Annotated in this window: 9 protein-coding genes; 4 read left to right on the top strand and 5 right to left on the bottom strand. The window is 67.0% G+C overall.

Going from position 1 to position 12,949, the window contains the following annotated elements:
* Positions 1-418 precede the first annotated feature (418 nt).
* The 3 genes from R5W23_RS27210 to R5W23_RS27220 form a co-directional block, all read right to left on the bottom strand.
* Entirely contained in the window at positions 419-2,824 is a 2,406-nt protein-coding gene (locus R5W23_RS27210; protein WP_320689075.1) for a phosphoketolase family protein, read from the bottom strand.
* On the bottom strand, positions 2,794-3,939 hold the full coding sequence (locus R5W23_RS27215; RefSeq protein ID WP_320689076.1) for an acetate/propionate family kinase: 1,146 nt from the start codon (positions 3,937-3,939) through the stop codon (positions 2,794-2,796). Before R5W23_RS27215 ends, R5W23_RS27210 begins: the two co-directional genes overlap by 31 nt.
* 99 nt (positions 3,940-4,038) lie before the next feature.
* A complete protein-coding gene (locus R5W23_RS27220; protein ID WP_320689077.1) occupies positions 4,039-4,716 on the bottom strand; it encodes a phosphopantothenoylcysteine decarboxylase domain-containing protein in 678 nt (225 codons plus the stop codon).
* 270 nt (positions 4,717-4,986) lie between these two features.
* Between R5W23_RS27220 and R5W23_RS27225 the strand changes: the two genes are divergently transcribed.
* The 4 genes from R5W23_RS27225 (at position 4,987) to R5W23_RS27240 (ending at position 8,820) form a co-directional block, all read left to right on the top strand.
* Positions 4,987-5,652: a CerR family C-terminal domain-containing protein gene (locus R5W23_RS27225; protein WP_320689078.1), complete on the top strand. Its 666-nt coding sequence runs from the start codon at positions 4,987-4,989 to the stop codon at positions 5,650-5,652.
* A 40-nt stretch (positions 5,653-5,692) separates the two neighbouring features.
* A complete protein-coding gene (locus R5W23_RS27230) occupies positions 5,693-6,850 on the top strand; it encodes an ABC transporter permease (protein ID WP_261186431.1) in 1,158 nt (385 codons plus the stop codon).
* Between the two features lie 63 nt (positions 6,851-6,913).
* Positions 6,914-7,669, top strand: a complete 756-nt coding sequence (locus R5W23_RS27235; protein WP_320689079.1) for an ABC transporter ATP-binding protein — start codon at positions 6,914-6,916, stop codon at positions 7,667-7,669.
* 50 nt (positions 7,670-7,719) lie between these two features.
* On the top strand, positions 7,720-8,820 hold the full coding sequence (locus R5W23_RS27240) for an HlyD family secretion protein (protein WP_320689080.1): 1,101 nt from the start codon (positions 7,720-7,722) through the stop codon (positions 8,818-8,820).
* Between the two features lie 210 nt (positions 8,821-9,030).
* On the opposite strand, the gene R5W23_RS27245 is transcribed toward R5W23_RS27240, so the two are convergent.
* Positions 9,031-12,378, bottom strand: a complete 3,348-nt coding sequence (locus R5W23_RS27245; RefSeq protein ID WP_320689081.1) for a sigma-70 family RNA polymerase sigma factor — start codon at positions 12,376-12,378, stop codon at positions 9,031-9,033.
* A gap of 90 nt (positions 12,379-12,468) precedes the next feature.
* Complete coding sequence (locus tag R5W23_RS27250; protein ID WP_320689082.1) at positions 12,469-12,915, bottom strand: hypothetical protein; 447 nt, start codon at positions 12,913-12,915, stop codon at positions 12,469-12,471.
* Positions 12,916-12,949: the final 34 nt, after the last annotated feature.

Raw genomic sequence — 12,949 nt, forward strand, 5'->3', positions numbered from 1 at the left:
TCGGGCGTAAATAACTTCTCAATAAGGTCTTGCGCGACAATTGCTGGTCCCGAGGTCGGTTGGCCGGTGTAAGATTTTCTGCGACCTGGAGCCGTGATTCATGGGTAGCGATGGGCCAGCGAGTTGGTAGCGATTCGCCAGCTCCTTGGTAGCAGTTGTCCAGTCGGTGCGCCTGTTGGTCGCAACTCGTGGTCGCTGTAACCCCCCGTTACAGCCGCGCCGCACAAGTTGGGCTTTCTGGTGCAGAGTGACACCACGTTGGCTCCTGTTACTCGGTTTGGTTCGGGTTGTGAGTGCGGCTCGCTCGTAAAGCCCACTCACAACCCGAACCGGGTCGTTGCGCGTGCGTCACAAGCGCGGACCCTTTACCGGCAACTGGCAGCGGCCGGATCGTGCGATGTCGGCCACGACATGCGGATCATGCGTTGTCTGCGGCAGTATCGCTCGAACCGCTAGGTACCTTTCCGCGCTGGCCCCACTCCCAGCCGCTCACCTCGGGCATGTCCACCCCGTGCTCGGTGACGTACGCGCGGTGCGCCTGGTGCTTGGCGTCCATCAGCTCCTTCACGTGGCCCGCACGCGCGGCGAGGCCGGGGGTGCGCTTGATCACGTCGAGCACCAGTTTGAACCGGTCGATCTCGTTGAGCACGCACATGTCGAACGGCGTGGTGGTCGTGCCTTCTTCCTTGTACCCGCGGACGTGGAGGTTCTTGTGGTTCGTCCGGCGGTAGGTCAGCCGGTGGATCAGCCACGGGTAGCCGTGGAAGTTGAAGATGACCGGCTTGTCTTTCGTGAACAGGCGGTCGAACTCGGCGTCGCTGAGCCCGTGCGGGTGCTCCGTCGGGGGCTGGAGCTTCATCAGGTCCACCACGTTCACCACCCGCACCTTCAGGTCCGGCAGGTGTCTGCGTAGCAGGTCCGCCGCGGCGATCACCTCGAGCGTCGGCACGTCACCGCAGCACGCCAGAACCACGTCCGGCTCGGCGGCCCCCGCGCTCGACGCCCACTCCCAGACGCCCAGCCCCTCGGCGCAGTGCTGCACGGCGGACGTCATGTCGAGCCACTGCGGCCCGGGCTGCTTCCCGGCGATCACCACGTTCACGTAGTCGCGGCTCCGCAAGCAGTGATCGGTGACGCTCAGCAGGCAGTTCGCGTCCGGCGGCAGGTAGACGCGAATCACCTCCGCCTTCTTGTTCATGACGTGGTCGATGAACCCCGGGTCCTGGTGGCTGAACCCGTTGTGGTCCTGGCGCCACACGTGCGAGCTGAGGAGGTAGTTGAGGCTCGCGACCGGCTTCCGCCACTCAATGTGGCTGCACACCTTTAGCCATTTGGCGTGCTGGTTGAACATCGAGTCCACGATGTGGATGAACGCCTCGTAGCAGCTAAAGAACCCGTGCCGCCCGGTGAGCAGGTAGCCCTCCAGCCAGCCCTGGCACTGGTGCTCGCTCAGCACCTCCAGCACGCGGCCGTCGGGCGAGAGGTGGTCGTCGCCCGGGACGATCTCCGCCGTGTAGCACCGGTCGGTGACTTCGAGCACGTCCTGCCAGCGGTTGGACGCGAGTTCGTCGGGCGAGAAGAGTCGGAAGTTCTGCGCGCCCAGGTTGAGCTTCATCACATCGCGGAGGTACTTGCCCTGCACGCGGGTGGACTCGGCGGTTTCGGCGCCGGGGTGTGTCACCTTCACCGCGAAGTCGCGGAAGTCCGGCAGCTTGAGATCGACCAGGAGTTGCCCGCCGTTGGCGTGCGGGTTGGCGCCCATCCGCTTCGCGCCCGTCGGGGCCAGCTCGGCCAGTTCGGCCTTGAAGGTTCCGGCGGCGTCGAACAGCTCCTCGGGGCGGTACGATTTCATCCACCCTTCGAGCACGCGGAGGTGGCTCTCGGTGCCCGCTTCGCTCATCGGCACCTGGTGGCTCCGCCACGACCCTTCGCACCGCTTCCCGTCGATCTCCTTGGGGCACGTCCAGCCTTTCGGGGTGCGCAGAACGATCATCGGCCACCGCGGCCGTGTGCGGAACCCATTCGCTCGGGCGTCGGCCTGAATCCGTTTGATCTCGGCCACACACGCGTCAACCGCCGCGGCCATCAGCCGGTGGGTGGGGAGCGGGTCCTCGCCGGTGACGAAGTGCGGCGCGTAGCCGTAGCCCTCGAACAGCTTGCGGAGCTCGTCCTCGGGCATCCGGGCCATGAAGCACGGGTTGGCGATCTTGTACCCGTTCAGGTGTAAAATCGGCAGCACCGCGCCGTCGCGCACCGGGTTCAGGAACTTGTTCGAGTGCCACCCGGTCGCCAGCGGGCCGGTTTCGGCCTCGCCGTCGCCCACCACGCACGCGGCGATCAGGTCCGGGTTGTCGAACACCGCGCCGTAGGCGTGCGACAGGGCGTAGCCGAGTTCGCCGCCCTCGTGAATGCTCCCCGGCGTTTCCGGGGCCACGTGGCTCGGGATGCCGCCCGGGAAACTGAACTGCTTGAAGAGCTTTTGCAGGCCCGCGGCGTCCCGGGTGATGTGCGGGTAGACCTCGGTGTACGTCCCCTCGAGGTACACGTTCGCCACGATCCCCGGCCCGCCGTGCCCCGGCCCGCACACGTACAGCACGTTCAAGTCGTGCTGCCGGATGGCGCGGTTCATGTGGACGTAGATGAAGTTCAGCCCCGGGGTGGTGCCCCAGTGCCCCAGGAGCCGCGGCTTGACGTGCTCCTTGCGGAGCGGCTCCCGGAGCAGCGGGTTGTCCAGCAGGTAGATCTGACCGACCGACAGGTAGTTCGCGGCGCGCCAGTAGGCGTCCATCCGGGTCAGCAGGGCGTCCGGGATCGGGTCGACCATTCGCGGGTTCCTTCGGCGGGCGGGGTGGCGGGCAGCAGGCGCTGGGCCGCGCGCGCGATCGTCAGCTCTTCGTCCGTCGGGATGACACGGACGACGACCGGTGCGATGCGGGCGGAGACGACCGGCGCGCCGGCGGCATTGGCCTGGGTAGCAAGCTGCACGCCGAAAAAGCTCAGGCCGGCGCAGATGCGCGCCCGGATCTCGGGCGCGTTCTCGCCGATGCCGCCGGAAAAGACCAGTGTATCCAGCCCGCCGAGCGCCGCCGCCATCGCCCCGATCCACTTCCGCACCTGGTAGCAGTACACCGCCACCGCCTCCGCCGCGCGAGGGTCCTTGTCCTCGTTCGCCAGCAAAAACCGGAGGTCGGAACTCGTGCCGGACAGCCCGCGCAGCCCCGATTCCCGGTTGATGAGGGCGTCGATCTGCTCCGCGCCCAACCCCTCGGACCGCATGAGGTGGACCAGCACGCCGGGGTCGAGGTCCCCGGAGCGGGTTCCCATCACGAGCCCGCCGGTCGGCGTAAAGCCCATCGTGGTGTCCACGCATGTGCCGTTTCGCACCGCCGCGAGGCTCGAACCGGACCCGAGGTGTGCGAAAATGACACGCCCGTGTGCCGCTTCCGCACCCGCGATGCGCTCCAGTTCCGCAAGCAGGTACTCGTAAGAGAGGCCGTGGAACCCGTATCGCCGAACCCCCTGTTCCAGGTAGCGTCGCGGGATGGGGAGCGTGCGCGCGATGGCTGGCAGGTCGCGGTGGAACCCTGTGTCGAAGCACGCGACCTGCGGCACCCCCGGGCACCGCGCCGCGACCGCCTCGATCAGCTCCAGTTCGGCGGGCAGGTGCGTCGGGTCGAGCGCCTTCAGCTCTTCCAGCTCGACCATCAGCTCCGGGGTCACCAGGGCCGGGGCCGTGTGCCGCGGACCGCCGTGGACCAGCCGGTGGCCCACCCCCGCGAGGTCGCGCAGCGCCCCGCTCCGCTCCAACTGCTCCACAACGGCCGCGGCCCCGGTCCCTTCGACCTTCCCGCGGGCGGTTTCGTGGAGCGCCGCGCCGGCCCGGAACGCCGCGAACTTGACGTTCGACGACCCGGCGTTCAGCACGAGGATGTTCGACATTGTGTCTTCCGTATTGACAATCATGTTGTCAACGGGGATTGATGGGCGCCAAGGAATGCAGCCCACTTTAACAGTATCGATCGCGTCACGCGAGCAATCCTATTTCTTTTCCACTCGCTCCAAAATCTGTACGGCCAGTTCCGCGCGGGAAGTCCTGACGTACCCGCCCGGAGCGGCACCGACGAAGGCCCAGTCGTGCATGCCCTCGAGCGTGTTGGCCGCCATCAGGTCCGCACCTGATTGCACGCGGGACCGCTCGGCTATCTCCAGCAATTCGGCCTCCGAAACCCCAACTTCTAACTTGAATTTCACCAATCGGCCCCGGAAGCCCCACTGTCCACGAACTTTGTCAACCAGTTTGGGAGCCGGCACCAGCTTGAGCCACAATTCTGGGTGCGAGCTTTTAACTTTGCCGGCGGACACATCTTGGAACTGGCCCTCTTGGTACCTGAACACGCCTGCCACGTGAAAGTCGCTCACGGCGGCGGCGTGAACGACCACGTCGAAACGTCCGGAGGTGATTTCCGCGGCCATCAGTCGGTCCAAGTCCTCGAACGTGCGGTAATTACGGACGGTCCAGTCCGGGCCGACGTGCGAGCGCGTCCCGCCGACCGTTCCAAGCACCTCGGGGTGCGAGGTGAGCAGCGTGACCGTGTGCCCGCGGTCGTAGGCCGTCGCCGCGATCTGAGCCCCCGTTCGACCCGAAAAGATGTTCGTGATGCACCGGACCCGATCGACCGGAGTTTGTGTGTTCCCGGCAGTGACCAGAACGTTCATCTCTTGCTCCTGGATGGTGGCGTCGTTTGGTGTGATTGATGTAGCTTTGGGCCGCCCGGTTACAGCGCGACGGGTGCGGTACCGTGTGATCTGCCCCGACGCGCCAAAGCGATCCGCCCTCATAGTGGTCTCTCATTTATTCCGCCTCCACTTCGACGCGCGAGAGTGGCACGCTCGGTCAGCGTGATTTCGGGGGGAGCAGTTGACATAAAACAAACGTTTGTTATCCTTGAAGCAGGCGATTGAAACAAGCGTTTGTTTTGTGCTGCTATGAGCGAGACTCCTCGACCGCCGGCGGATGAGTCCGGGGCCTACGAGCGTGTGCTGGCCGCGGCGCAGGAGGTGTTTGCGGAGCGCGGGTTCAAGGCTGCGACCGTGCGCGAGATCTGTCAGGCGGCCGGCGCGAACATCGCGGCGATCAACTACTACTTCGGGGGCAAGGAGCAACTCTACATCGAGGCGGTGAAACGCGCGCACGTCTGTGCGGGGCGGGTGGACGACTTGGCGATCCCGCCGGACGCGCCGGCGGTCGAGAAGCTCCGGGCGTTCGTGACCGCGATGGTCACCAAGATGCACGCCCCGGTCAGCCCGTCGGCCATGAAGCTGATGATGCGCGAGATGTCGGACCCCGGGAGGGCGGCGCACGTGGTCGTCAACGAGTTCATCCAGCCGGCCGCGTTCGCGCTCCTCGCCATCCTCCGGGAACTGCTCCCGCACCTCGACGAGCACCGGCTGCTGATGACCGGGTTCAGCGTGATGGGACAGTGCCTCTTCTATCGCCAGAACATCCGGGTCGCGGAACTCATTTTCGGCAAGGAGCCGGTGGCGGCGCTGGATGCCGCCGCGGTGGCGGAACACGTGGTCCGGTTCACGCTGGCGGCGCTGGGACACGCGCCGCCGGTCGGCGCCGCCGGCCCGCAAGTCGAGAAGCTGTAACCCCGGTTCCGGCACCGGCCGGGCGTGTTCGGAGGACGCAATGAACTGGGTCGCGCTGAAGATGCTGCTGGGCGACCGGGTCAAGTACCTCGGGATCGTGTTCGGGGTGGCGTTCGCGGCGCTCCTGATGGCCCAGCAGAGCGCCATCTTTTGCGGGCTGATGCGCAACACGACGAGCCAGATCCGCGACATCCAGGGCGCGGACGTCTGGGTGATGGACAAGAACGTGCAGTTCGTGGACGACACCAAGCCGCTCTCGGAGAACGCGCTGTACCGGGTGCGCGGGGTCGAAGGGGTCCGCTGGGCGGTGCGGCTGTACAAGGGCCTGGGCCGCGCCCGGCTCGCGGACGGGAACTTCCAGCAGGTGATCCTGATCGGCGTGGACGACGCGACCCTCACCGGCGCGCCCGCGGTGGAGCAGGGGAAACTGTTGGTCGGGAAGCTCGAGGACCTGCGCCAGCCGGACGCGGTGTTCATGGACGAGTTCGGCTGGCGGTACCTGTTCGGCACCGAGCCGTTCGTGCCGGGCAAGACGCTGGAGATGAACGACAAGCGGGCGGTGATCGTGGGGCTGGTGAAGTGCAGCCCCACGTTCCAGACGTTCCCGATCCTGTACTGCACGTACTCGCAGGCGGTGAAGTACGTCCCCCAGGAGCGCAAGACGCTCACGTTCGTGCTCGCGAAGGCTGATGACGGGGTGAGCCCCGAGGAGCTGTGCGCCCGGATCGAGGGGCAGACCGGTGACCTGCGCGCCCAGACCAACGACCAGTTCTTCTGGAGCACCATCGGCTACTACTTAAAGCGGACCGGCATCCCGATCAACTTCGGGATCACGGTGGCGCTGGGGTTCATCGTCGGGTGCGCGATCGCCGGGCAGACGTTCTACCTGTTCACGGTCGAGAACCTGAAGCAGTTCGGCTCGCTGAAGGCGATGGGGGTGAGCAACGTGCGGATCGTGCGCATGGTGATGCTCCAGGCGCTGGTGGTGGGCCTGATCGGCTACGGGCTGGGCGTGGGCGGGGCGGCGCTGTTCGGGTTCGTGTTCGAGCGGGCGGTGAAGAACGCCCCGCCGGCGTTCCACTTCCCCTGGCAGGTTCTCGTCATCACCGCCGGCGCGGTGCTGGTCATCATCAGCGCCTCCGCCGCGATGAGCCTCAAGCGGGTGCTGTTCCTGGAACCGGCGGTGGTGTTCCGGTAAGCGTGCGACGTGGGTGCGGAATTCGGAACGTAGAGCGGGGGCGAAATGGTCGGAAACGAAGCGATGGTCGTTCATCCGGCGGCCCCGGGTTCCGCACCCCGCGCCGCGCGCCCCGCAGTTTCCTTGCACGGGGTCGCGAAGGAGTTCGGGACCGGCGACACGAAAACGCTCGCGCTCGCCGACATCGACCTCGAACTCCCTTACGGCGAACTGGTCCTACTCGTCGGTCCCTCCGGGTGCGGGAAGACCACGCTCATCTCCGTGGTGGCGGGGTTGCTCGACGCGACCCGGGGCGAAACCGAGGTGCTGGGCCAGAACCTCACCCGCATGGGCGGCGCCCGCAAGGTGCGGTTCCGCGGGGACAACATCGGGTTCGTGTTCCAGCAGTACAACCTGCTCCCGGCCCTGACCGCGGCCGAGAACGCGTGCGTGCCGCTGCTGATCGCCGGCTGGAACCGCGCGAAGGCGGTCGCGAAGGCCCAAGAACTGCTCACCGCGGTAGGGCTGGGCAACCGGCTCAACTCCTACCCGAACCAGCTCTCCGGCGGCCAGCAGCAGCGGGTCGCGATCGCCCGCGCGCTGGTCCACGAGCCGCGGCTGCTGGTGTGCGACGAGCCGACGGCGGCCCTCGACGCCGCCAGCGGGCGCACCGTGATGGAACTGATCCGGAAGGTGGCCGTCCAGCCCGACCGGGCGGTGATCGTCGTGACCCACGACAGCCGCGTGTACGACTTCGGTGACCGCATCGTATCGATGGCCGACGGGCGCATCGAGCGGATCGAAACCAGGACCAGCGCGGGTGCGGGCGTGGAGCACTAACGGCGCGTGCCGCTGCTCCCGCGCCCCCACCCGGTATTCGAGGGTTGCCCATGCTCACACGGTACCTGCTCCCCGCGGTCGCGGTGGTGGCGTTCTCGTTCGCGATCCTGTCGATGACCAAGGCCCAGCAGGTGCCGGCGCCGGTCAGCCCCCCGGTCGATCCCGGGCGGTCGCCGTTCGGGCGCCAAGTGGCCGGGGCCGGCATCGTTGAACCCGAGACCGAGAACATCGCGGTCGGCACGCACGTGCCGGGGGTGGTGAAGGCGGTTCACATCCGACCGGGTGACCGGCTGCTCGCGGGGGCTCCGCTGTTCGACCTCGACGACCGCCAGATGACCGCCGAACTCGCGGTGCGTCGGGCCGCGCGGGACAGCGCGGCGGCGCAGCTCGCGAAGCTCGAAGCGATGCCCCGAAAGGAAGAACTGCCGCCGCTCGAGGCGAAGGTGGTGGAGTCCAAAGCCAACCTCGACGACAAGACGAAGTTGTTCGAGCGGGCGCGGCGCGAGCTGAACAGCGGCGTCGGCTCGAACGAGACTTACGAGACCCGCCAGATGGCGGTGGACGTGGCGCGGGCGCAGTTGCGCCGCTCCGAGGCCGAACTCGAGCTGAGCCGCGCCGGGGCGTGGGCGTTCGACGCCGCCGTCAGCCGCGCCGCGGTCGCGCAGGCCCAGGCCCAGGTGGAGCAGACCCGCACCGAACTCGACCGGCTCAAAGTGCTGGCCCCGCGGGTCCGCAAGCCGGGCGCCGACCGCACCCTCGACCCGATCCCGTCGGGCGATCTGGTGGAGTTCAAGGTGCTGCAAGTGAACGTGCGGCCGGGCGAGTACGTGGGCACCACGCCGGGGCAGGCGATCATCGTGCTGGGCACCGTCGGCCGGCTGAACGTGCGGGTGGACGTGGACGAGAACGACATCGGCCGGTTCAAACCGGGGATGAAGGGCACGGCCGCGCCGCGCGGCGATCCCGGGACACAGTTCCCGCTCACCTTCGTGCGCGTCGAGCCCTACGTGGTGCCGAAGCGGTCGCTGACGGGCGGCAACACCGAGCGGGTAGACACGCGCGTGTTGCAGGTGATTTACGTCATCGACCGGGCGGACGTGCCGCTCTACGTCGGACAGCAGCTCGACGTGTCGCTCGACGCCACCCCGTGACAGTTGGTTGGACCAGTGGCGGCACAGGGGCTCCCGCCCTGTGCTACTTCCGCCGGCCCCTCCGGGGCGGAAAGACACGTTTAAAGACAAAAGTGCTGCATCCTGTTTGCCTTTTTGGCTTTGCTCTTTTGTCTTGGTCTTGCACCCCGGAGGGGTCGCCGGCCGTAGCACAGGGCGGAAGCCCTGTGCGAACCTGTCCAGTCAGCGACCTCACCGCTCAGTGATCCGCGCCAGTGCGTCCTGAGCGAGAACGGTTCTTAGGCACCCGGGCGTTCCGGCACTCAGCACTTTGAGATGCGCTTTTGCTTCGGGTGTGTCGAGATGTTCGAGGGCGTCCATCGCGCGGCGAACGCGCAGGTCGGCTGGCGAGAGCCGCTCCGCTCGCCCTAGCAGCGCGGCGAGACGCTGGCGGCTTTCTGCATCGGTGGCCGCGCCGTGCGCCTGCCGAAGGAGCGGAACGATTGATTCGCCGTACTTTCCCAATTCGGTTGTCGACCGTTCCCGATCGACGAACTGTTCCGACGCGAGGCCCGTAATCAGCGCTTCGATCGCGTTCGCGTCGAGCGACTCAGGAGGCAAATTCTCCTTCAGTAGTGTAATCGCCTCGTTGGGGGCGGCGCACAACTCCCGCACTGCCTGGAAGGCCGTTGCGGGTGAGGCGTCCGCCAGATTGGCCCAAATTCGCTCGGCATTGAAGGCGGGCACATCTTTCAGCCCGTACACGTCCCAGACGAGGACCGGGGCGTCGTAGCTCGCTCCGACGATCAGTCGTCCGTCCGGTGAAAAGTGAGCGCTGGTCGGGCCGTGGTGCCCGGAGAACGTGCGGATCAACTGCCCGCTCACGCACTCCCACAACCGGATCGTTCCCGTGCCGTCGACGGTGAGCAGTTTCCCACTGTCCGGCGAAAACACACAGGATATTCTCGGGCGGTCGTTGAGCGCCTCCTTGGCCGCATGGCCGCCGAGGGTCTGGAACTTCCGGCCGTCCGACACCCGCCAGAGCGTGACCGCATCGTTCCCACCCGCGATGTACGCTCCGTCCGGGGAGAAGGCGATACCTGCGGCCAGCAGCGCGTTCGGAACTTCCACCCGCGACACGCGCGCAGGGCGGCGCAGTTCCCACACGTCGACGACGGTCGCGTTCTGGTCCCTCCAGGCGATCGCCATCCGGCGGCTTTCGGCGTCGAAATGGGGCTCGCCCATTCCGCTGTAACCGAAGGCTCGAGCGGGGTACTTCTCTGACCAGAGTGACTTCTTGGCCCCGACATCCCAAACCGTTAGCACATCGTCTTGGGTGACCGTCACGAGCAGGCGGTTCCCGTCTGCGAACACCATTCGCCGCGGGAAATCGGTCAGGCCCTCCAGTCGCGCCGCCGCTCGGTCTGTGGCCGACTCCTTCACCAAAATTGCCCGCGACTGTTGCGGCTTGCCCTTTGTAAACTCGATCTCGGTGCGCAGCTTACCGTCCCCGGACTTGGCGGTGCCGACTTGGTAACTCGGTTCGGGTCCCCGCGACCGTTCTTGCACCACCTTTCCGCTCCGCCAATCGACCATACGTGTTCGGCCGAACGGGTTCAGCACCACGTGACCACGGGCGTCGAACTGTGCCCATATGTCAAAATCGTCCGCCGATCGCGGGTGCGGCGCGTTTTTATCGAGATCCCAGACGGTCACTTTTCCTTCGTAGTGGCACGTGCCGGCGAGCAACCGGGAGTCGGGGGAGAACGTCACCTGGGCGGGCGTGAGGGTGAGCGGAACGGACTGCACTTCCTTGCCGCTCGCCAAGTCCAGAACCCGTATCTGGCTCGGCCCGCTCGATTGCGTGCCGACCGCCACGAGCTTGCCGTTCGGACTCACGCTTAGCACACGGGGCATCTCCGGCAGTGGGATGGTCCGCACCACTTTCCCGGTCGCAACGTCCCCAACCGCGATCGCGTAAGGTGCGGCAACTCGCTCCCCCTCCGCCCGTGCGAGGGTGTCGGCAACGAACGTGCGCCCGTCGGCCGCGAATGCGGCGCTGTAGATTGTGGTGCCTTGTGAGACGAGTTCCTTTGCCAACGAGTGCTTGGATTCTCCCGTTGCTGTGTCGAAGATCTGAACCGCGGCATTCAAGATCGGAACGCAAACTCCGGTCCCGTTCGGGGTGAACAGAACGTTCACATGGGCGTACCCCACGTTCTCGGGGATGGTCATCGCTTTCGCGATCGTGCGTGTCACTTCGCCCGTGGCGGTGTTGCCCAGCACCATTTCCCCGCTACCCCGGACAATGGCGTACACCTTCGCGTCCGGGGAAAAGCCGGCCCCGATGGTCTCTTCGCGTGGAGGAAATAGGTTCGGCTCCGTTCGCCTGCGCAGAACGTTCGTCCGTTCCGGCTTGCCGGTGCCGGCGTCGAACGACCGGAACCCGTCCGCGTCCAGGACCAGTAGCCGCTTGTCGTCGGCCGCGAACGCCACAGATACGGCCCGGGCACGCTCTGCGCTTTCGTCCAGGTTCACAGCGATCGGAATGCGGTACTTCTCCTTGCCGTCGGTCATGTCCCACACACGGACCGACTTGTCCCGATTCGCGGGGGAGGCCGTGGCGAACAGCCGGCCATCACGGCTGAAGGCCATTGCGGTGACCTCCCCCGCGTGCCGCAGGCGCGGCGAGCCGATCCGCGCGACCGCCCCTTCGGGCAACCCGTCTCGGGTGACCAACCCGTCGGTTCTGGCTTCCACTTTGGGTTCCGGTTCCGACGCCTTTGGCGGTGTGGACGGTGGATCGCCAGATCGGGGCGACACCAGCGCGGCGGACGCAACGACGCCGGCGATCAGGACACCGAACGCCACCACCGAAGCAACGGAAGAACCGGTCAGCAACCGGACAAAGACGGACGCGGGGCGGTGTGCCGCCAGCGCCACCCGGACGAGGGCTTCATGCGAGGGGGCGGCGACCGCCGGTTGGGTACTGAGGGCCAGTAGGGGTAGTGCCGCCGAAAGCTCCACGCCGCGCCGGCTCAGCCCGCGTCGCAATGTCTCCCGGCCGCGCTGGAGCCACCCGCGGACCGCGCCGGTGGTCGTCCCCAGGCGCCGGGCGGTGTCATCGACCGTATTCCCTTCCACGAGGCACAGCAGGACGGCCGACCGGTGGGCGGTGGGTAGTCGGGCGAGTTCCTCGTCCACGATGCTCAGAACCTCCCGGGCCGAAAGCTGATCCAGCGGCGACGGGGTCGGATCGAGCGGCTCCGCGCCGGCGGGGGCCGCGCCGGCGGTTCGGGCCGTGACGGACCGGGCCACGCGGTGCAGCCACGAGGGAAGGGCGGGCGCGTGGCGGATCGCGTGGGCTTTGCGTGCCAGGGTCAGGAACGTGTTCTGGACCGCGTCATCGACCGCGTGGCCGTCGCGCGTCATGCGCCGGCTCGCGCCGCGGACGAGCGCCTCGTACCGTCGCAGAATCTCGCGGAACGCGGACTCATCTCGGTTTTGGCAGAAGCGCTGGAGGAGTTCGGCGTCACTGGCTTCGGCCAGCGGCGCGTGTGCGGCGGTGCGGATGAGGCGAAGGGCGGCGGTCCGTTTCATGAGGGCTCTCCGGGGCTTGGTATTAGGTAAGAGGCCCGGGAGAGCAAACCGGCGCGCGGATTTGGTGTGCGGCGCGTGCCCGGTTGGCGGTCAGGATTGGAGAGCGATTTCCAGGTTGCCCGTGGACGAGGTGATCGTGTAGTTCAGGTTGCTGGTGCTCACGTCCTTGTACTTCGGCGGGATGGGGACGCGCTTCGGTTGCTCCGGCGCGCTCAACCCCTGGCTCTTCGCCGCGTTCGGGGTGGTCCGCGCGCCCCCGGCAGAGATCAGGGACTCCGTGACCGCGACCTTCACCTCCCCGGGCATCACGTCGGTTGCGACGAACGTGCCGTCCGGCTGAATATTGGCGGTCGCCATCCGGTCCCCGGGGCCGTGAAACCGGACCAAGCCGGACGTGAGCGGTTTACCGTTGAGTGTGACGACGCCGGAAACGTTCTGGGTCTTCTGACCGGAACAGCCCGGCGCGGCGGCGAGCACGGCCGCCGTGCCGGCGACAGTGAGGAGCCAGCGGTGTGTGAGAGTGGTTGTCGAGAGCATGTGAGGTCCGGGACCAAGAGCCCAGGGGCCGCCG

It is taken from the genome of Gemmata algarum (genome assembly GCF_034097035.1).
In the GTDB taxonomy this organism is placed as follows: Bacteria; Planctomycetota; Planctomycetia; order Gemmatales; family Gemmataceae; genus Gemmata; species Gemmata algarum.